The sequence below is a fragment of the Streptomyces sp. E-08 genome (genome assembly GCF_049913095.1).
GTDB lineage: Bacteria > Actinomycetota > Actinomycetes > Streptomycetales > Streptomycetaceae > Streptomyces.
Window position 1 is genome coordinate 190,460 of sequence record NZ_CP183971.1, and the last position, 21,602, is coordinate 212,061.

General features: G+C 72.9%; 8 protein-coding genes. 5 read left to right on the forward strand and 3 right to left on the reverse strand.

Going from position 1 to position 21,602, the window contains the following annotated elements; all coding sequences use genetic code 11:
• Genes ACN9MM_RS01035 through ACN9MM_RS01045 form a run of 3 tightly spaced genes read right to left on the reverse strand, consistent with a single transcriptional unit; the run spans position 1 to position 8,112 of the window.
• Positions 1-3,774 carry a hypothetical protein gene (locus ACN9MM_RS01035; RefSeq protein WP_426361826.1) on the reverse strand — a complete coding sequence of 1,258 codons (3,774 nt, stop codon included), beginning with the start codon at positions 3,772-3,774 and terminating at the stop codon, positions 1-3.
• A gap of 2 nt (positions 3,775-3,776) precedes the next feature.
• Positions 3,777-7,334 (reverse strand): hypothetical protein, encoded by a 3,558-nt coding sequence (locus ACN9MM_RS01040; RefSeq protein ID WP_426361827.1) that lies wholly within the window; start codon positions 7,332-7,334, stop codon positions 3,777-3,779.
• Positions 7,335-7,356: 22 nt separating this feature from the next.
• Positions 7,357-8,112, reverse strand: coding sequence for an N-acetylmuramoyl-L-alanine amidase (locus tag ACN9MM_RS01045; protein WP_426361828.1), 756 nt, complete (start codon positions 8,110-8,112; stop codon positions 7,357-7,359).
• A gap of 346 nt (positions 8,113-8,458) precedes the next feature.
• Between ACN9MM_RS01045 and ACN9MM_RS01050 the strand changes: the two genes are divergently transcribed.
• From ACN9MM_RS01050 to ACN9MM_RS01070, 5 genes are all read left to right on the forward strand, one after another.
• Positions 8,459-9,307, forward strand: a complete 849-nt coding sequence (locus ACN9MM_RS01050) for a hypothetical protein (RefSeq protein WP_426361829.1) — start codon at positions 8,459-8,461, stop codon at positions 9,305-9,307.
• An 86-nt stretch (positions 9,308-9,393) separates the two neighbouring features.
• Positions 9,394-10,464: a ferritin-like domain-containing protein gene (locus ACN9MM_RS01055; RefSeq protein ID WP_426361830.1), complete on the forward strand. Its 1,071-nt coding sequence runs from the start codon at positions 9,394-9,396 to the stop codon at positions 10,462-10,464.
• Positions 10,465-10,708: 244 nt separating this feature from the next.
• Positions 10,709-13,381: a DUF6603 domain-containing protein gene (locus ACN9MM_RS01060; protein ID WP_426361831.1), complete on the forward strand. Its 2,673-nt coding sequence runs from the start codon at positions 10,709-10,711 to the stop codon at positions 13,379-13,381.
• Positions 13,378-16,923: a hypothetical protein gene (locus ACN9MM_RS01065; protein ID WP_426361832.1), complete on the forward strand. Its 3,546-nt coding sequence runs from the start codon at positions 13,378-13,380 to the stop codon at positions 16,921-16,923. Before ACN9MM_RS01060 ends, ACN9MM_RS01065 begins: the two co-directional genes overlap by 4 nt.
• Positions 16,924-16,937: 14 nt before the next feature.
• Positions 16,938-21,602 carry a hypothetical protein gene (locus ACN9MM_RS01070; RefSeq protein ID WP_426361833.1) on the forward strand — a complete coding sequence of 1,555 codons (4,665 nt, stop codon included), beginning with the start codon at positions 16,938-16,940 and terminating at the stop codon, positions 21,600-21,602.

Sequence of the window (21,602 nt, forward strand, 5' to 3'; positions counted from 1 at the left end):
TCACCACGCTCCTAGGGGGACGATGTCGGCGTAGACCAGCCGCCCGGGGCCCTCGACGGCGGATCCCGTCTCGTTCGTGGCGGGCGGATGCGTCTCGTACTCCTGGACGACGATGCGCTGGGGGCGGGCCCCGGTGGCGGGGAGGTCGAGGTCGCGGGCCTGGCCGAGGGGGCCGGAGGTCTTGAAGACGGTGCTCCAGCCCGCGCCGCCGTTCGCGGCCGGGTCGGATCCGACCTGGAGTTCGGTACGGACGAGGTTCGACCGGGGGCCGGCCGGGCCGAGGCCTTCGACGAGCACGGTGGCCCGTCCCGTCGTCCGGGTGACGACGAGGCGGCGGTGGGGAGGGAGCTGGACGGGCTCCGTCCGTACCGAGGGGGACAGGGTGGGCACGCCGTCGACGGTGTGGGACTGGTAGCGGGCCAGGGCAAGGCGGACGAAGGGGAAGTAGGAGGCGGTGACGAGCGGGGACAGGTCGATGTCGGCGTACCAGCGGTCGGCCTCCTCGTCGAAGCGGACGGGGTACGAGACCACGTCGACCGCGCGTTCCAGTTCGGGCAGGTCCGCCCGGTCGCCGCGCGGGGCGACGACGTCGCTCTGGCCGAGGACCGGGGGCGGGGCGCCGGTGGTCCAGATCGGGTCGCGGCCCGCGACGCTGACGTACCGCAGCACGTCGGCGGGGGCGGACGGGCCGGGCCAGGTGAGGACGGCGAGGCGTTCGTCGTCCCCGGAGACGTACCAGGGCCGTTCGAGCAGGACCCGAAGGCCGCCTCCGTAGCGCCAGCGGGTGAGCGTCGTCTGGCCGTCGTGCGTACGGGTCCAGCGGAACGTCGGCACGGTGTGGAGGACCTTGGGCGCGGGCGGCCGGGCGGAGCTCGGCACGTCCGTGACCTCCAGGACGCCCTCGCTCAGGCAGGCCTGGGGGTCTGCGGCGGTGGCGCGGGGGAAGCAGTCCTGGAAGCGGGAGACGGCGGTGGCGCGGTACGTGACGTGCCGGCGGCGCGTGTCGCCGAACTCCTGGCGGATCTCGGGGAACGCCTCGTGCTGGGGGGCGCGCTGGATGTCGTACGGGCCGAGGATCGCGGTCTGGCGGCGCGTGGTCGGCTTCTGCGGCGGAACGTCCTCCTGGTCGGTCCATTCGGCACGCAGGTCCAGGCGGCTGGTGCTGGCGATGTGGAGGTGCAGGCCGTCGGTGCGCAGGACGGTGCTGGTGTCTCCGGCGGTCCGGCGGGCGGCGAGCAGGCCGGAGGGGATCGCGAGGGGGCGCTGCACGGCGTGGACGAGCGTGACGGTGCGCGGCGGTGTGACGAGGCGGTTGCGGCCCTCGACGATGGGTTTGAACGCGGCGGGGTCGGTGGGGTCGATGCCGAGCCAGGTGACGATGCCGAACAGCTGGACGCTGCGGGTGCCGGGGCATGAGGGGATGTCGAAGGTGACCTCTTCGGCGGGGCCGAGCGCGACGGTGAAGGTGCGCTGGTCCGGGGAGCGGGTGAGGGTGCAGCCGCCGGGGCCGCCCACGAGGCGGAGCGCGATCGGCGCATACGCCGGCCAGGTGCCCTGCCACAGGCCGGTTCTCTTGTCGCCGACGACCGTTCCGTACTTTCCGGAGTCGGGGTCGATGGGCCTGCGGCGTGGGTTGAGGGCGAGGTGCGAGGTGGCCGGGTCGGGGAGCCAGGGCAGGGAGACGCCCGTCTCGGGGAGGAAGACGTACGGGGCGGGGACGGCGGAGCCGGTCTCCGTGCCCACGACGACCGCGCCGGTGATGTCGGAGAGGGACCGGTCGGCGCGTTTGGCGACCTCGAAGAGCTCCTTCACCTTCGCGGTCGGTACGTCGGGGCCGAGGGCGCCGTCGAAGGTGCGCTCGTGCTGGAGGGCCAGTTCGAGGGAGCACGCGGGGGCGAGGAGGTGGCGGAGGTCGAAGGCGCGGTGGCCGTGGGCCGCCGCGTACGCCTCGACCGTGGTGTCGCGGTCGCTGCGGATGACCATCAGGTCGAGGGTCTCGCCGTCGGCCAGTTCGCGGGTGGGGACGAGTTCCGGGGGCGGGAGCGGCTCGAAGCGGTGGTGCCGGAAGACGTTCGTCCGTTCCTCCTCGGGCCCGATCTCGTCGGGGCGCAGGCCGCCTCCCGCGAGGTCGGCGATCCGGACGCGGAGGCGGTAGTCACGGCCGAAGCGCAGGCGGGGCAGGGATCCGGGGTCGGTTTCGACGGCTGCTTCGAAGGGGGGCGGGTCGGCGGTCGCCGTCATCTCGTCCCCCGTGTCGACGATCCGCTCGGGCCGCTCGGCCACCGGGCTCCAGCCGTCCCAGCGCATCACGATCTGGTGGAGGTACAGGGCGTCGTGCGCGCCTGCCCCGGTCGTCGACGCCTCGGGGCGGACGAATCCCTCTTCGAGGAGGCCTGCGGGGCCACCACCGCCGGACGCGTCCTGCCCGATCCTCACATCACCGATCGTGTAGCGGACGCGGCGGCGGCAGAGCGGGTACCACTGCCTCCTGGCGACGTCGAAGACGTCCACCCGGTAGCCGCCGAGCAGTGAATCCGCCGTCACCGGCTGGGAGGTGAGGCCGGCGGCCGTGGCTCGCTGGGCGGCCCGCTGGAGCTGCCTGTGGTGCTCCTCGGCGCGATCCCGCTCGACGAGGGCGAAGCCCATCGAGCGCAGGGCGGGCAGCGCGCCGACGTCCGCCCGGTCCTGCGAGTCCGTCCGGGCGCGGTCCGACTCGGCGACGCCGACCATGCGCAGGGCGGCGCCGTCGACGTCGAAGGGCATCACCTCGTACCGCGATCCGGCGTCGCCGGTGGGGGACGCCACGCCGGCTCCGGCCAGGGGCAGCATGCCGCGCTTGAGTTCGGTGGCCGCCGGTGCGGCGAGTGACGCGGTGACGAAGCGGTTCCCGTCGAGGAGGTAGGCGGTCTTCGGGGACAGGTCGTCCTGGGTGGCGTGGGTCCAGCCGGGTGGCACGGAGCCGTCGGGATTCGGCCAGTGCGGGACGACACGCAGTTCCTTGGCGCCGGCGGCGTCCGTCAGCCCGGCGGGGTCCACGGCGAGGTCGATCAGCAGTCCGAGCGCGCGGAGGAGCAAGGGGTGGTCGGCGAGGCGGGACACGGTCTCGTGGAACTCGCGCACGGGCGCGGCGGTGGGCGGTGGCAGCGCCGTGAACGCGTCGGATTCGCGCTGGTAGAAGGCGTACGCCCGGGCCAGTGCCGATCGGGAGGACGGGTCGTTCTCCGCCGTGCGGTCCAGGGGTGTCAGGCGCGCCTGCCACATCGCGCTCACCCGGCTCAGCTCCGCCCTCAGCTCCGGGTCGGTCGCGGGCGACTCCCCGTCGTGTTCGAGGTGGACGCGAGCCGTGGCCGTGTACGCCTCGCGTACCTCGGCGGCGGCCTCGGAGGCCGGGAACTCGCGGACCTCACGTTCGTCGTAGGAGCTGGTCCCGTACGGGACCACCGGCGAGTCGCCGGTGAACAGTGCCTTCCAGGCGGAGAGTTGGAGTTCGGGGGTGAAGCGGACCTTCTTCTGTTCGATGGTGAGGTGCGGGACCTGGAAGGAGGTGACGGGCTGCGCTCCACGGAAGACGTCGAACCGGAGGGAGGCGAGCCGTTCGGGCCAGGTCTGCATCCCGAAGTCCGACAGCTTCCGGTCTCCCGGGGGGCCGATCAGCCGGGGGGTGAGGAGGACGGACAGCAGGGCCAGCGGGGTGGAGTGTTCCGGGACGAGGGCAACCCGCCCGGCGGGGATCGGGGTCCAGACGAACTGTCGCCGCAGGTCGGTGGTCGGCATCGTCACTCCTTCGCGAAGGCCCGGCAGTACGTCTGCCACGGGAACGAGGAGCCCTGAGGCCCGAGCGCGGCCTCGACGGTCGAGGTCGGCGACGAGGCTTCCTCGAAGACCTGCGCCCCCTCCAGAGACGCCGCCGGGGCGTGCCGGGGGTCGGCGACGAGGCTGGGGCCCTTGAAGCTCTTGTGGCATTCGAGGGTGACGGAGGTGGACCAGAAGGTGAGGTCGACGGTGATCACGAGCCGGGCGGAACCGCGCAGCTCGTTGCTCTCCACGTCGTAGGTGAGGCTGAGTGTCAGCTCCACGGAGACCCTGATCAGGCCCAGGACGGAGACGCTGCCACCGATCCGCAGATAGCCCGTGATCTCGATCGTGCCGCCCTTCTTGACGAAGACGACACCGCCGAACACGTGGACCTCTCCGGACGCGACGCCGAAGTCCATGGCGACGCTGGCGCCGAACTCGATTCCGCCGACGAACCGCTGCAGACCCTCGTCGGAGCCTCCGGCGCTCACTCCGAGCTCCAGGTAGCCGCCGCCTCCGAAGCCGCTGACGGTGACGAGGAAGGGCCGTTCTCGTGTGGCGAAGGCGAAGTCGATCTCGATGGGACGCTGTTCGAGAGAGAGGGTGAGTCCGATGCGTATGGCCAGGTTCTGCAGGGTGAAGACACCCATGCCGAGGGTGGGCACGGCGATCGTGTACGTGGCCCTGATCTGGAGCGCCGAGACCTCGACGCGCGGCCCGCCGCGCCCCGCCTGCGGGATCTTCTCGGCCAGCGTCTTGACGAAGTTCAGCTTCCCGGCGAGCCGCGCGTCCGCGAGCTCGAAGGTGAGGGAGGGGTTCTCCCCGGAGTTGCCGGTGAAGCGGACCTTCTTGAAGGTGAGGACGACGAGCGCGGAAGCGCGGGTCGGGATCTCCAGCGTGAAGTCCGTGACCTCACCGGTCGTGCGCAGCTGGGGCCGCCCGTCGACGACCTGGGAGAGGACCTCCAGGAACACCTTGGACGTGGGTGTCTTCGGGTGGAAGGGTTCTACCTCCGTCGTCAGCTTCTCGCTCCACGTCAGCTTCGCGGACGGCGCACCGACCACATCGGACCAGGTGATCTGTGGACGCGAGGTGATGACGGACACGATGCGGCGGAGCGAGATGACGCCGAAGAGTCTGGCTTCCTCGGCGAACATGTCCTGTGGCCTCGGCGGGAAGGGGCCGCCGGCGATCGGTCCGGCCAGGCGGGAGATCTCGGTGACGGCCATGTTCGGCGCGGCCACCATGCCCGTACGCGCTCCGGCGGCGGCGAAGTCGATGACCTTCGGTTCCAGGAGGGCGAGCAGGACCTCGGGCCGCTGGCCGCCCGTGGCCGTCAGGAACGCCTTCGAGAACTCTGCCGGCACCGTCGGCGACGATCCGATCAGCTGGCGCACGGCCGGCAGCGCGACCTCCATGCGGGTGACGCGGGGGTGGAATCCGACGCCGTTCGCGGCGAGGGCGGCGCCGACGCCGCCGAAGGACATCGACCGTACTTCCTGGACCGCGCCTTCGAGCGGCTGGGTGGCCGTCTTCATGGCGAGCGCGATCCTGCGGCCGATCTCTCGCGTGGGGTGTCCCACGTCGCGCCGGACGTCCGAGCGGGGTCCGGCGGCGTACTCGGAGTCGAGCGAGTCGGCGTGGGAGGTGCCGACGGCCGCGTCGTCGACGAACAGCATCGGCAGCCGGAAGTCGACGACCTCGCGGTCCGCCCGCGCACGTACGGTGAACTCGACGGCCGCTCCCGACTGCGTGGGCCAGAACGCCTTGCTCGGGAGCCACACCGCCGGATCCAGGTCCGTCAGCTGCCGGGGTTCGACGGACACCTCCTGGAAGGGGAAGGCACGCTCGTACGCCCTGCCGGCGGTGTCGCCGATGCCGTAACTGCGGGTCGGCTCGGTGACGATCAGCGTGCGTGTCGTGCGGAGAGCCGCCACGGCCGGGGACTGCCGGTCGAACCGGCGCTCGGTGACCTCGACGAAGGCGGCCCGGTGTCCGAAGGGGAAGAGCGCGCCGCGGGTGAGGACGCGGACGTAGTAGTCGCGGCCCATCGCGGCCTGGTGGGTCCAGTCCAGTGTGGGCCACGAGGCGGAGGCGTCGAACCAGGCGCCGAACGCGCTGAGGATGAGCCGGTCGACCGTCACGGGCGGGTCGGCGGACTGCACCCCGAGGGCCGCGATCGCCCCCGTGTAGTGGCCGAGCGGGGTGGCGAGGGACGGCTCGTCCGGGAGTGCCTTGACGGGCCTCACCCGCAGCGCGTCGGCCCCGTCGGGCCGCGTGATCCGGCTGTGCCACAGCTCCGTGGTGCCGTCGTGGCCGACGGCGGGCAGGGTGTGGTGCGTGCAGTGGGCGCCGTTCGGCAGCTGGAGGAGCAGTCGCCAGGGCAGTTCGAGGCGGGCTCCTTCCGCTCCCGCGGTCTCGGGCGTCGTGACCAGGGGCAGTTGGCGCATGGCGGTCAGGATGCCGTCGACCGTGAGCGGTACGGCCTCATGGCCGAGGGCGAAGGTCAGCCGGGAGGGACCCGCGATCCGCGCCTCGCTGGTCGTGCCCGTCTCGGAGACGGTCTCGGCGATGTGCTGCGGCGGGAACTCCACGACGAGCCGTGCGTCTGCCTGCGCGGCGAGGACCTCCACCACGCCGTCGGCGCGGACCCGTTCCCGCAGTCCGCTTCCGTGGACGGTCAGCGCGACGAGGTCTTCGGGGCGCAGCGCCTGGTAGCCCCGTACGTCGGCCCAGATGTCGATGAGCCTCCAGTCGGACCAGGTGCGGTCGAGCTGCCGGTGCATCAGGGCCGTACCGGCCCAGACCGTGAAGACGTGGGTGGGCCCGGCCTCGTCGAGGGCGGCGGCGAGGTGGGGGGCGGTCGCGTCGCCGGTGGTGAGGTCCCCGCCGAGGTCGTCCCACCGGGAGGGCTCCGTCCGTGTCCTGTGCCACAGTCTGCGACCGGCGACGGCGAAGAAGTCACGCTGCGTCGCGGCGAAACCGGTGGGACGGAGGTCGGCTGCGGAGCGTCCCCCTTCGGAGAGCTGCCCGCGGAGGAGCCTCAGCTGCTCGTCCGCCAGTGGCCGGTCGGTCGCCGCGGGCTCCGCCGCGAGCGGGTCGGGGGAGGTCCACGGGGTCCAGCCGTGGCCGGACAGATCGCCGAGGACGTCGCCGAATGCGTCATCGGCTCCGCCGCCCGCCTCGGCCCCGGCGCCGGCACCGGCCTTCTCGGCCTCGTCCTCTTCACGGAGCGTGGTCCCGTCACGGGCCGCGGCGAAGAGTCTGTGCCGCGCTCCGCGACCGCAGTCCAGGGCGAGGAGCTCGATCCGGCCGGGGCCGGAACGCAGCGCGGTCAGCCAGCCGGTGTGCTCCGGCGCTCCGGGCGACGGCCACGGCCTGCCGAGGGAGTGCCACGCCCCCCACTGGCCTCGGTCCGCGTCGGGGGACGTCCTGAGCGTCCTGTGCCACACACCGCCGTCGCCGTCACCGACGAACAGGTCGAGGCGGCCGGGTGCGGCCGAGCAGGCGGTGAGGGCGGTCATCCTGGAAGCGATCACGGGGCGTCACCTCGTACGCCGGTCAGAGCGTCTGGTAGACGGGCGCTCCGGGCCCCTGCGCCGTGTGGAGCGCGTGTCCGGACGCGAGAGCGGGGCCGGACGGGGCCGCGGCCAGACGGCTGGAGTAGTACTCCACGCGGTTGATGTAGTAGTCCCACGGGAAGTACGGACCGGGGTCGGTGTGGCTGTTGCCGGGCACGTTGTAGTGGCCGCCGAAGCCCGTGAACCAGTCCCGCTCGTCCGGGGCGAGCGGCACCTCGATCGGGATGCCGTACACGGCACACAGGTACGCGGACAGCTCCGCCGAGGAGTCCATCATCTCCTCGGTCCAGTCGGCGGGGTAGGTGGCCCCGGGGTACCCGAACTCGTGCTCGATGCCGAAGTAGCGGGTGTTGCCACCCTTGCAGTGCCAGGCCGTGTACCGCCCGTCCCGCGGGCCGGCGGTGTCGGGGTCGGGCAGCGGGACCATCTGGACGCGCCGGCCGTCCCTGGCGACGATGAAGTGCGCCGAGACCTTGGACGCCGGGTTCTGGAAGTGGCCGATGGCGCCCGCGTACTGGCCCTGCGTGTAGTGGACGACGATGCCCTGCGGGACCAGAGGGCCCCACGCGTCACGGTTCGGACTGTTCGTGTAGGGAACCTCGGGCCGCTTGAGGTTCCACAGGTTCTCGTGCGAGGCCAGGCCCGACTGCTCGGCCACCTCTCCGTTCGTCTGCACGGCGTACATCGATTCCTCGCCGCACTTCGGGCAGGTGAACTGCATGTTCTTGATTGTCATGTCGCCCTCCGGAGAACAATCCGGTTCAGGGAGATGCCCTGCACACAAGGGAGGGGAAAGGATCGTTGATGAGGCAACTTCTCGGTCGTGCCGGACCGTTCCCGTTCCGCACGGAGCTGCCTCCTTCCATACTCGTACGCTTTCCGCAACCGCTCAACCGGTGTGCGTGCGCATGCGAGCCCGGACGGTCACCGGCGGGCTCAACAGCACGCCACGGAAGCACATTTGGCACCCATTGACACTCCTCCACGAGTGGCACGAACGAGGGGCCGGGTCCACGCTGAAAGAGCGATGCCGATCCCGTCGCGCGCCCGCACACTGGAGGCGAACAAAAGTGGTCGAGAACATGATGAAAGGTCAACAGAACGACCTCACCTCACTCATGGACCGGGCGTCGAAGCGTGACGCCACCGTCCCCTTCGAGGGCTACAGTCGCGATGACGGCAACATCCCGGGCAACCTTCTGATCGTCGAGTCCGGTGACTGTGTGTACTCCTTCGCCAAGTCCGACATCATGGACCGGGAGACCATCGGCGAGGACCGGATCAGGGTGTATGTACGGGAGGGGGCCTCCGTATTCCGTCTGGACCGGATGCGCGCCGGAGAACCGCAGGGCGCCTTCATGGTCGCCATGGAGAACGTCGCACCGCCGACGAGCCCCGCCGTGCCGGGAGAGCCGAGGCCGGCGAGCGGGCCCGCCGAAGCGATGGAGCACATGGCTCCTCCACCGGCCATCGACGCGCCGGGGGCGCCGCACTACGCGGCGACGGGCACGGAGTCGGCACAGACCGCCCGGCCGCGGGTGCTCGCCCCGCCCCTCTCCAGCGTCGGCGGCTACTGGACGAACAGCTGCATGGGCGGCGACGCCTACGTCAACAACTGCGCCCACTTCCTGTCGGACGCGTTCATCCGCGCGGGGTACACGGAACTCTCCACGGCCAACCCGTTCATCAACGCCCGGTGCAACACCTACGCCCGACGGCCCGTCAGAGCACGTGACATGTGGGCCTGGTTCGCGTCGAAGGCGGTGCGCACGAGCTCGGCACCGACGCCGTACACAGGATGGTGGGCCGTCTTCCAGCTCGACGAGGCCGTGTACTGGGGTGGTCACGTGGTGCTCTTCGACTCCGACTCGTGGTCGTACTACGGAACGGGCTGGCACGGCACGTGGCGCCAGTACATGTACCAGTGGTGAAGGCACAGCACCCGGCCGACCCGGGAACTCGAAGACCGGTGAGGTCGGGTGAAGACGGGAGGGGCTCGTCCGGAAGGAGACCGGTGGTGAACGCGCTTCTGTATGCCCGGAGCAACCGCATCGTCGAGCTGATGCAGCAGCCCACGGAACGGCGTGACGCCGACTGGATGCGGGAGGCGGCGCAGCAGGCGGTCCTGCTGGAACTCGCCACGCTCCCGCCGTATCTGTGCGGCTGGTGGTCGATCGACACGTCTACCGGGGACGGCACCGTCTTCGACACCCTGCGCGAGATCATCTTCGACGAGATGTCGCACCTCGGTCTGGCGTGCAACATGCTCACCACGATCGGCGGGACTCCCGTGCTCGCCGACGACACGGTGGTGCCGAGGTATCCCGGACCGCTGCCGGGAGGTGTGCGGCCCGAACTCTCCGTCTTCCTCAGCGGAATGACGAAGGACGCGGTGGAGATGTACTCGCGCATCGAGGAACCGGACCACCCGCTCGTGCGGGCCGTTGCGGAGCACACCTCGATCGGGGCCTTCTACACCGCGCTCCTGGAAGCGTTCCGTGAGCACCCGGAGCGGATCACCGGCGCCCGGCAGCTGACCATGTTCATGCCCCATCACGGTGAGGGGAACAACGTCGTGCCCCTCACCACGCTCGCGGCCGTCGAGTCGGCCATCGACGTGATCAAGGAACAGGGCGAGGGCACGTCGGCCTCGCCGGACAACCCGCACCCGGGGGCGGAGGGAGAGCGCGCCCACTACTACGCCTTCCGGGAGATCTTCCACGGGCGCAAGCTGGAGAGGAACCCCGAGAGCGGGAAGTTCGAGTTCACGGGCGCGGAGATCGCCATGCCCGACACCCTGCGCATGGGGGTCGTGCCCGAAGGCGGCTGGCCCCGGACGGGACCGTCCGCACCGGACGCGGAGACGATCCAGGTCCTCGACGAGTTCAACCAGGCGTACAGCGCCCTGCTGCGCTCGCTGGAGAAGCCGTGGCAGGAGAGCGACGCGTCCCAGGCGGAGAGTCTGCTGTTCGACGCGGTAGGGCAGATGTCCGCCCTGCAGGACCCGGCACAACGGCTGATGGCCCGCCCGATCCCCGGCGGCGGCGGCAAGACCTACGGGCCGGAGTTCCGCTACGTGGCTCCCTGACGGACGCGCGCCCGCGAGCGGGGGCGCGCGCCCCCGCAGGCCGTGCGTACGCCCCTGCCAACCCGGTGAAATCGGCACCGCTTCGGCTCCACCGGGTGGTTCGCGGCTCTGCCACGCGCCGTGACCGGGGTTAGCGTCGGACACGTTCCGATCCCCCATCCCCCCGGCGGGAGCCCCTTGCGCGTCCGTGGGCGGAGAACGGCGACAATCCGATGAACGTGCCCCACCCCCCGCGGGTCCGCTGATGGCGGCCGCCCCCCTGCCCCAACTGGCGATCGACGTCCGCGACGGGCTCGTCCCCCTGCTCCCGGACCTCTCGGGGCTTCCCGACGCCGAGCGCCGGAAGCGCCTGGCGCAGGCGTTCGGGCTGCCGTCCGACGCGCTGACCCCGGAGGCGCTGCTCGCGCGGTTGGCGGTGCCGGGCGCGGGGGCGCCGGGGGACCTGTGGCCGGTCCTCGTCGACCTGCTGCGGACGGCGGTACGAGGAGCGACGCGGGCGGCGCCGAACTGGTCGCTCGCGATCGACAACGTTCTCCGCGCCGGCCCCACCGGGGTCGAGGCGCTCGGCACCACCCTTCCCCCGGTGCTGAACCTCAGCTTCAAGCTGAGCGACGCGCTCAGCCTGGTGCCGGGGCTCGCCGTACGGGACGGGGTCAGTCTCGTGCTCGCCCTGCCCACCGCCGTACCCGACGACTCCACCCTCGCGTTCCGGGCCGACGGCATGGAGCTCGCGCTCGCGGACCACGAGCTGCTGAAGCTCCTCGCCCCCGATGGTCTCTCCTTCAGAAGCAGTCTGGGCGTCCTCCTCGACAAGAAGGGGCTGCGGCTCGAGGGCGGCAGCAACGGCAAGGGCATCGCCCTTCCCCTGGACCGCGCCCCCGCCGGACTGCGGGCGCCCTCACTGTACGTGTCCTCCCGCGACGGCGGACTCCAGATCATCTCCTCCTTCCGCGCCTCGCTGCTCGGCGTCGCGGACGCTACGGTCGACGGGGCGGGCCTCGAAATCCGTCCGACGGCCGGCGGGTACACGCCATCGGTGATGCCGCCGAAGGGCCTCGGACTCACCCTGGCCCTCGGTCCGGCGAAGGGCGGCGGATTCCTCGGCGAGCAGGACGGGCAGTACCGCGGCGCGCTCTCGCTCAGCCTGGGCGTCGTCGAGGTGAAGGCGTTCGGCATCCTGCAGCCCAGCCCGCCGTCGGTGCTCGTGGCACTGAGCGCCGAGTTCACCCCGGCCATCGAACTGGGCCTCGCCTTCACGCTCAACGCCGTCGGCGGTCTGGTCGGCGTGGGCCGCGCGCTCGACCGGGTGGGCCTGGCCGCGGTCGTGCAGTCGGGTCACCTGGACGACCTGCTCTTCCCCGCGGACGCCGCCGCGGCGGCGCCCCGGATCCTGACCACCATGGGGACGGTGTTTCCCGCGCGGGCCGGGAGCACGGTCGTCGGACCGATGTTCCGGGTCGGCTGGGGGCGCCCGGTCTCGTTCGTCACGGCCGACGTCGGCGTGGTGCTCGAACTGCCCAGCGGGGTGGTCGGCATCCTCGGCCGGCTGCGGATCGCGCTGCCCGCCCCGCAGGCACCGGTCATCGACCTGCGGGCCTCGGTCGCGGGCGTCGTCGACGCCGCCAACGGCCTGGTCGAGATCAACGCGAACCTCGCCGGCTCCCGGCTGCTCACGGCCTCGGTGGAGGGCGGACTCGCCCTGCGGGCGAAGTCGGGCCAGGACGCGACGTTCATCCTCAGCGCCGGCGGTTTCCACCCCCGCTACACCCCTCCCGCGGGCTTCCCGACACCGAAGCGCCTGACGATCCCGATCGCTGACAGCCCGTTCCTGAAGGTCGTCTTCTCCGGCTACTTCGCCCTCACCCCCGGAACCGTCCAGGCGGGCGCGGAGTTGTCCGCCGTCATCGGGACGCGCAGCACCGGCGTGTCCGGGAGGCTCTCCTTCGACGCGCTGGTGCGCTGGGAGCCGAGCTTCGGCGTGATGCTCGACCTCGGCGGCTCGTTCGCGCTGCGCGTCGCCGGGTCGACCCTGTGCTCCATCGGGCTGCGCGTCCACGTGGACGGTCCTACGCCGTGCTGGCACATCGCCGGACGCGCCAGCGTGTCCTTCCTCTTCTTCGACGTCAGTTTCCCCTTCGACGAACACTGGAACTGCACCGGCCAGGCGGCCGCCCCACCACCCCCGGACATCTGCCGGGCCCTGGAACAGGCCCTGGACAATCCCCGCAGCTGGGAGCCGGTCCTGCCCGACGGCGCGCGCACGATGGTCTCGCTGCGCGCCGACGGCGTGGCCGCCGGCCGTCTCCTGCATCCGCTGGGACGGGTGCGGTTCAGCCAGCGCACGGTGCCGCTGGGGATCGAGGTGGTCCGGTTCGGTCCCGGAAGGCTGCCCAAGCCGACCGCCTTCGACGTGGCCGTCACGTTCCCCACCGGGGCCGGGAACGCGCAGCCGGTCACGGAGGACTTCGCGCGGGCCGACTTCTTCGACCTCACGGACGATCAGAAGCTCACCCAGCCCGCGTTCGAACGGTTCCGCTCCGGCACCGAGCTGACCCCGCCGCCCACCGGGGGCAGCGCCACCCGGACGACGGTGCCGGTCGAGTACGAGACCAAGTGGCTGGGCGGCACCGCCCCCGCCCCTCCCTGGCTGATCAGCGACGCGGCCCTCCAGGCCGCCCTCCCCCACGGCGCCGTCGGTCGCAGCCTCGTCCACGAGCTGAGCGCCCGTTACGCCACGCCCCTGCGCAAGCCGGTGCTGAAGGAGCGCATGTACGCGATCGCCAGCCGCGACACCCTGAAGGCGCCCATCGGCTCCTCGTCCAAGAACACGTTCACCGAAGCCGCAGCACAGCTGAAGACCGTCACGGGCCGGTCCGGACTTCTCCAGGTCGTGCCCGCGTACGAGGTGAGGCCATGACCGTGTACACCTTCGCGTCCTGGGAGCGGGCCGGCGCCGCCGCCTGCCTCACCGACGACGACGACCTGTCCCGTACCACCCCCGTACGGGGATCGCTCGCGGCCACCGCATCGGTGAACGGCCGTCCCGGCCGGCCGGTCCCGGTGCCCGCGCTCCAGCTGTACGGCCCCGGGGACGTCCGGGCGATCGACCCCAAGGAGATCGTGCGGGTCTTCCCGCTGCCCGGCACACCGGACGCGGAACCGACGAAGTTCCCGCTGGTGGAATTCGAACGCACCGAGCTGCCCTGGCTGCTCACTCCGCTGCGGGCCGGGGGGACGGGCGAGCTGCGCCCCTGGCTGACCCTCGTCTGCGTGCCCTTCTCGGCGGGCCGGCCGCAGCGCGAACCCGGCGTGCCGCTGCCGGTCCTCCGGGTCAAGGGCAGCGAGCTGCCCGATCCGACCACCCTGCACCTGTGGGCACACGCCCAGACCCTCCCCGGCCACGAGACCGACCCGCGGCGGTCGGTCTCCCGGCTCCTCGCACCCCGTCGGCTGGAACCGCAGACCAGTTACACCGCCTGCCTGGTGCCCTCCTTCCTGGCCGGCAGGCTCGCCGGACTCGGCAGGGCCACCGACGGCGCGAGCCTGGCCCCCGCATGGGACCCGGGCGAGAGTGTCCGGTGCGAACTGCCCGTCTACTTCTCCTGGGTCTTCTCGACCGGCGAGGCGGGCGACTTCGAGACCCTCGCGGCGCGGCTCCAGGCCCGCCCGCTCCCCCCGCACGCCGGCCGCCGGCCGCTCGACGTCAGCCGGCCCGGCCTTTTCGCGGACGGCCCCGGGCCGGTCGTCCAGGAGGTGGAGAGCGCCCTGCGCGCCCCCGGCAACCTGCCCCGGGACCCGTGGCCCACCGGCCCGCAGAGCGCGCAGTGGCAGCAGCGGCTCGCGAAGGCGCTGGTCCCGATCTCGGACGACACCGGCGACGAGGACCCCGACGTCCTGCCCCCGCTGTACGGAGGCTTCCACGCCCTGCGCAAGGGCGCCGACCCGGCCTCTGCGGGCTGGCTCGACACCCTCAACCTGGACCCGCGGTGGCGGGTCGCGGCGGGCCTCGGCGCCCGGGCCGTACAGGCCGACCAGGAGGCCCTCATGGCCTCCGCGTGGCGCCAGCTCGTGGACGTACAGGCGGCCAACCGGCTCCTCGACCAGGCCCGGTTCGCCCGGCTGGTCTCCGGCCGCCTGCACCTGCGGCACGTGCGGCCGCTCTCCGCCGACGAGGTGCTGCGCCTCGCGACACCGCTCCAGAGCCGGATCGCCCTGACGGCGGACACGACCCTGTGGTCGGCGGTCCGGGCGAGCCTCCTGCCGAACGCCATGGCCACCACGCTGTTCCACCGCACGGTGCGCCCCATGGGCGTCCTCAGCCGGCGGGTGGGCCTGATCGCGGGGCGGGCGGCGGACGCGCCGGAGCCGCCGCCGTTCTCGACGGTGCTGACCTCCGTCGCGTCCTCCCCCACCGGACTCGCCATGCCCCGGTGCGACCCGGACGGCACGGTGGCCTTCTCCGTCGCGCCCGAGCGGGTCGTCGGCGCGGAGCGACTCGCCGCCGTACAAAAGGTGTTCGCGCCAGAAGACGGGGCGGCGGACGCCTGGCGGCAGGTGGCGGCCGACGCCACCGCGCGCTCCCTGCAGCGCGACGTCACCACCGAACAGCTGGCCGCCACGGAGCCGCTCCCCGCCTCCGGGCTCAACCGGTCCTTCCGGCTCGGCTCACTGCCCGAGGCGGAGGCCCCCGAGGACTTCCTGGCCCGGACGAGGCTGGACCGGCACGGCGATCTGGTCTTCCCCACCGAACGGACCGGCCCGGCCGGACTCGACCTGTTCACCGACGCGGTGGGCACCGGTACGGCTCCTGGACGGTTCACCGGCTCCTGGACCGGGCCGTGGGACACCGCCGGCGGCAGCACCGCCGAGCCGGCCGGTAACTGGCGGGGCACCTGTTCGGGCACCTTGCAGATGGGCCCCGACCGGTCGGGCACATGGAAGGGTGCCTTCCACGGCACGTGGAGCAACAACACGAGCGGTGACGGCAGGACCCTCACCTGGCTCGCCCTCTACACCGGCACCTGGGAGTCCGGCGGGGAGCACGGGGTGTGGCGCGGGGTGTGCCCCGGCACCTGGGACGCCTGGAACAGCTCGTCCGACGGTGTCTTCACCGGGACCTGGAGCTCCGAGACCCACCACGGCACGTTCCGGGGCACGTGTCCGGGCGACTGGGACTGGGACACCGCCAGTAGCACCACCGGCGAATGGAGCGCGGACTGCTACGGCGAGCTCCGTGTCGTGGGCGAGGGCCCCGGCGCGCAGCAGGATCCCTGGGAGCCGGGGGCCCTCAAGGATCTCGTCGACCGCTGGCACGCCACCGGCACCCTGCCCCTCGACGTCTTCACCGGCGGCGGTCTGCTCGGCGGGCAGCAGGCCCGGCTGCCCGCCCCCGCCGTGCTCGACGCCACTCCCGCGAACCTCAAGGACATGGTCGTCTCGGCGCACGACCGGGTCCTCGGCCCGTCGGACGCGCCGCCGATCCCGTACCGGGACACCTTCCCGGCCGGGACCTCGCAGAACGCCGTCGTGGCCCTGACGGACCCGTCGGTGACGGTGCCCGCGGTGGTGGCCTCCCTGGTCGAGCGGCCCGAGGGCACCGGCCCGGAGGCACCCGTGCAGTGGGCGCCCGTCTTCCAGGACGCCATGTGGCCGCCGCTGTCACGGCAGTCCAACGAGTGGCTCTTCGGCGGCCTCGAACACGTCCCCGCCGACTCGGCGGTCCTCGCCCTCACCAACGCGCCGTTCGTGGCCTCCTACATGGTCGGCCTCAACCACGAGTTCGCCCGCGAACTGCGCTGGCGCGAGTACCCCACCGACCAGCGCGGCACGTACTTCGCCTCGTTCTGGGGGTACGGGAAGGACCTGCCGGAGCTGCACACGTGGAATCGGGACCTTCCTCTGGGCGCGCATCTGACCGCCCCGCCCGACCGGGTGGTCCTGGTGCTGCGCAGCGCCCTGCTGCGCCGCTACCCCGGAGCGATCATCTACGCGGCTCCGCTGCTCGGCACGGAGCCCGACGAGGCTCACGCCCGGCATCCGATCTTCCGCGGCGGTCTGGACCCCGACACCGCCATGGTGGGCTTCGACCTCACCGAAGCCGAACTCAAGGCGTCGCCCTGGTGCTTCGTGATCGCCGAGCAGCCCACCGAGCCGCGGTTCGGGCTCGACGACCCCGACTCCGACGCGCTCACCACCCCGCCGCCCACGGGCGCCTGGGGCGGCCCGTACGTCCCGCCGAACACACCCGGCGAGGCGGACGACTGGAACGACCTGAAATGGAGTCACCTGTTCGACTCCAAGGAAGCCTTCCTGGCCGCGACCCACGCGCCGGGAACCCTACGGCCCAACGTCTCGTACGGCGGCCTGGTCTGGGGCAGGAGCGCGGCCGGAACAGCCCGCCAGTGCTTCCAGCAGCCCGTCAGGGTCATCCTGCCCGCCAAGCGGCTCCTGGCCCCGTGAGGAGAGAACACCCGATGAGAGATCTCGGCGCGCTGCGCCGGGCCGTGGCCGAGGCCGAGGAGCACCGCGCCCTGCTCGGCGCCACGGCGACCGCTGCCGAACGCAAGGCCGCATTCACCCGCCTCGACACCGCCCGGCGCGCCGTCGACGACGAGGTGCGCGCCCTCGCCGTCGACGGATTCGCCCCGCTCCTGCGCCAGGTGGACCCCGAGGTGCCGCTGGCCCTCCTGCCGGTTCGGCTCGAGACACGTCTGCGCCTGGACGGCCCGGGGCCCGACGAACTACTGGTACGCATCTTCCCCGACGACATCCACGTCGATTCGCACGAGCCGCACCCCTCGGACGGTGAGGTCCAGCAGGCCCGGCGGTACTGGCGGACCGTGTGGCGGGCGGGTCGTGCCGACAACGTGGACGGGGACCGTGAGCGGCTGCTGCTCGCCGCCTGGGGCCAGCTGGCGGGGGCGGTCGGCGCGCAGCGGGCCCGGTGGCTGGTCCGGCTCCTGAAGCCGGTCTCGGACACCCGGCCACAGGTGCCCGTGCCCGACGCCGAGGCGGTGCCGGAACCGCAGTGGCCCGAGGTGCCGGTCCGGGGCCGCGGCTGGAACCGGGCCGCGACCGTCTCCACGCTGCCGGACATGTTCGTCGTACGGGCCTATCAGGGCGACCGCCTGGTCGCCGAGCAGTCCGGCGAGGCGGTCCCTGACGTCGTGCACGTCGGTCCGGACCCGGACGCCGAGCCCGCACCGGGCGGACCGCACCTGGATCCGGCGCTGCTCTGGCTGAAGCAGTACGACACGGCGGTGGAGAACGGGCTCGCCGTCACCGTGCGGCTGCTCCCCGAGAACGGGTACGCGCCGGAACGGGAGCCGCTGTTGACCCGCGTGGTCGTGTTCGGCGTGTCCGCCTCGCTCGGCCCCGAGGCGTCCGCGGCCCGCGTCGCCGGCCTCCTGTCCGGCCGGGACGGGGACGGCGAGGCGGCGTTCGTCCCGCAGGGCATGCCGACCAACAACCTTCCGGACGCCGCGGTCCCGCCGCCCGTGCCGCCGGACGTCGACCGGCTGCTCGGCGCCGTCCCGACCGCCCCGGCCGACGCGTGGGACAACGGCACCCGCGCCGCCGCCGCCCTCGGCCTGCCGCCCGGTGGCCTCGACGCGCTCCCCGGCGCCGACGATCCGGAACAGGCCGACGCGCGCAGCATGCAACTCGCCCTGTGGAGCGCCACCGGGGACTACTTCCTCGACGTGCTGATGGATCAGGACAAGGGGGGCGGGCAGCTCGACGTCGACCGGGAGTGGCTGCGCCGCCACCACTACGAGAACGTACGGGCCCGGGGCCCTCTGCCGGTCCTGCGGGTCGGCAGGCAGCCGTACGGACTGCTGCCCGTCACCGCGACCGCGCGCTGGCGGGCCGACGCCCCCGCACACGAACCGTCCGGGCTCGCGGGGCTCCACCGCGTCCTGGGCGTCCTGCGACCGTTCTGGGAGGTGGGCGTCGGCACGCTGCCCCGTGTCGGCGGACGCGATCAGCCCGGGGAGTCCCTCCCCCTGCCCGAGCCTGAGCGGCACCTCCTGCGTGCCCTCGGCATGGCGCCGGTGTCCGGTGCGGTGTCGGTGCGGTCCGTCCAGGGCGGAATGCTCGCGTGCTTCGGCGACCTCGGCCTCGGCATCCTCGGCTCCGGCTTCAGCACCGGGGAGCAGTGCATGGAGAGCACGCCCGAGGACCGGCAGTCCCGGGCCCTCAACGAGGCTCTGGGCATCCACTACCGGCCCCGCATCACCCATCAGATCAACGGCCGGGCCACCCGGCTCTGGCTGCCCTACGCGCGACCGCACCTGCCCGAGGGACAGGATCCGGTGGTCGCGCTCACCGACTTCCTCGACCGCGTCGTCGAACGCTTCGAGATGCTCAGGCTGACGGTCGGCAAGGAGGAGGCGCGCACCCTCCTGGAGGCGCTGCTGCGGCACGGCTCCCACCTGGAGTACGAGCGCGCCGCCGCCGGGGCGAAGGATCCGTTGGTGTTCCGGCCCAAGCTGAACTTCGCCGAGGTCCTGCTCAACCCGGACACGGCCCTGCAGACGATCAGCTCCGCGGGGCTGAAGGCGAAGCCCTTCACCCTGGCCAAGATCATGCAGTTGCCGGCCGGCGGAGTCGGCGGCACGCCCTCGGGGAGCGACACCGCGACCGACGGCACGTCCGGGACCGACCGGGGTCCCACGGTGTTCCAGGCCATCGTCGACGCCCGCCTGTCCCTGGCCGGGCAGGTCTCGGACGCGGCGGTCAACCGCCGGGGTGTCTTCCTCGCCCTGGGCCACGAGCGCCCGTGGAGCGTGCGGCTCGCGGAGATGGACGCCGCCCTCCAGTACCTCGCCGGGCGGGTGAGGACGTGGGACAAGCGCGGGGACGCCTTCGGGCCGGTCGAACGGCTTCTGGGCGAGTCCCTCGACCTCGTGTCGCACCGGCTCGACGCGTGGATCACCTCCCTCGCCACCGCCCGGCTCCAGGCCCTGCGGCAGCGGCGTCCGGCCGGTGTGCAGCTGGGCGCGTACGGATGGGTGGAGAACCTGTCGCGGCACCCCGGCCGGCGCAGTAGGGGCTGGGTGCTCGCGCCGTCGATCCCGCAGGCGGCGACCGCGGCCATCCTGCGCAGCGGCGCCCTGTCGCACCCGACCGACCCCGGGGCCTTCGCCGTCGACCTGTCCTCGCGGCGGATGCGCGTGGCGATGACCGTCGTCGACGGGATGGCCCAGGGTCAGCCGCTGGGCGCACTGCTCGGCTACCGGCTCGAACGGCGCCTGCACGACGAGCGCGAGAACCCCGAGGCGCCGCAGGAGCTGGACCGGTTCATCGCGCCGCTGCGTGCCAAGTGGTCGGTGCAGAGCCCGCAGCACCCGGGCGCGGGGGCTCAGGAGTTCATCGGCCCTCACGACGTGACGGACGGCGCGCGGCTCGCCGAGGTACCGGAACAGCAGGTCATCGACTACCTCAGGGCGCAGGCGGGGAGCACGCCGATGTCCCCCGCGGAGCAGACGGTCGTACGGCGGCACCTCGCGGCCCTGCGGGACGACCTCGATGCGGTGGCGGACCTCTGCCTCGCCGAGAGCGTCCACCAGCTGGCCAACGGCAACCACGACCGTGCCGCCGCCACCATGGAGTCCCTCGCGCCGGGCGGGCAGCCACCGCCCCGGCCACAGGTGCTCGACACCCCGCGGCAGGGCATCCCGGTCGGTCACCGGGTCCTCGTCGTCGTACCGGAGGGGACCGCCCGGGCGGCCGGCTGGGACGGCACGCAGCAGACCGCACGGCCCCGCGCGCTGGCCGAACCGCGGCTCGACGCGTGGGCCGGGCACCAGTTGGGGCCCACGGCCCGGGTCCGGCTGCGGGCCGCCTGGGTGCGGCCGGGCCAGGACGCCGGGAACGGATCGGTCACGGTCACCGAGCACGCCTGGCCGCTCGCGCGGTACTGCGCCCTGGACGTGGTGGCACTCGCCGCGGCGGGCCGGCTGCGGGCCGTCCTGGAACACGCGCTGATCGACGAGCGGCCACCGAACGTGCCCGGCGACGCCGTGCCGGTCCTGCGCACCGCCAGGGCCTCGGCCTGGGCCCGTACCACCGTGGGCATCGCCCAGGTCGAGGCGCTGGGCGCGGCGGTCGCCACGGTGCTCACCTCCGGCCGGGCGGGAACGGCGGCCGATCTGACCGCGGCCCACAACCCCCCGCAGCCGGCCGCCGACCCGGAGCTGAAGGACCGGGCGGACAACGCGCGCGGCGGCCTCCGGACCGCACTCGCGGCCAAGGACCTGGAGGCGCTCGCCGCCTACGGGGTGTCCGGCCCGCCGTCGGGCTCCGCCGCGGACCTCGAGGACCAGCTGGCCGGCGCCCTGCGCAAGGGTCAGGAGCGGCTCGACCAGGCGGACGAGGAGGCGAAGCGGAAGGACCCGGGAGGCGCGGGCGCGGTCCTGGAGGCGGTGTTCGGCGCCGGGTTCCGAGCCGTGAGCCTCACGCAGGCACCGGAGGCGGACACTCTGGACGCCTCGTTCGGGTCCGGCCTCGACCGGGGCGGCGACCCCCGGCTCGTCCCGGGCGACTGGGTGGAGCAGATGGGCACCGTCCGGCCCGGCACCGGTGCCCTGGCGGACCTGCTGCTGCACACCCAGACCGCCGGGACGGGTTCCGGCCAGGCCCTGCGGATCGGACAGGTCCCGTTCGCGTCCGGCGACCGCTGGGTCGGCGCCCGGAGGACCCCCGAGGACGAGAAGAAGCCGGCGACGGGCCTGATCGTGCACGGACCCGCCCAACCGCTCGCGACGCACCGGGCGGCCGTCCTGGTGGTCGACGAGTGGTCCGAGTCGATCCCCGCGCAGCGGCACACGGCGGGCGCCACCTTCCACTACGACGCGCCGGGGGCACGCGCTCCGCAGGCCGTTCTGCTCGCCGTACCGCCCGAGGTGGGGGTGCCCTGGACGCCCGATGTCCTGGCCGCCACGGTCGGCGAGGCCCTCGACCTGGCCAAGCTGCGGCTCGTCGACCTCGAAGCGCTGGGCTGGCTGGGACGCTACCTGCCCGCGGCCTATCTTCCGGACACGGCGCTCCCCTCGGCGCCCTCCGTGAACATGAAGGACCTCATGAAGCGGGCCGAGCTGGGCTCCCTCGTCAAGCTGCTGACCGACAAGGAGGCCTGA

Bases quoted from the DNA above. Each gene is read 5' to 3' on its own strand.
- ACN9MM_RS01035 (WP_426361826.1), bottom strand. From the start codon at position 3,774: ATGCCGACCACCGACCTGCGGCGACAGTTCGTCTGGACCCCGATCCCC.
- ACN9MM_RS01045 (WP_426361828.1), bottom strand. From the start codon at position 8,112: ATGACAATCAAGAACATGCAGTTCACCTGCCCGAAGTGCGGCGAGGAA.
- ACN9MM_RS01050 (WP_426361829.1), top strand. From the start codon at position 8,459: ATGATGAAAGGTCAACAGAACGACCTCACCTCACTCATGGACCGGGCG.
- ACN9MM_RS01060 (WP_426361831.1), top strand. From the start codon at position 10,709: ATGGCGGCCGCCCCCCTGCCCCAACTGGCGATCGACGTCCGCGACGGG.
- ACN9MM_RS01065 (WP_426361832.1), top strand. From the start codon at position 13,378: ATGACCGTGTACACCTTCGCGTCCTGGGAGCGGGCCGGCGCCGCCGCC.
- ACN9MM_RS01070 (WP_426361833.1), top strand. From the start codon at position 16,938: ATGAGAGATCTCGGCGCGCTGCGCCGGGCCGTGGCCGAGGCCGAGGAG.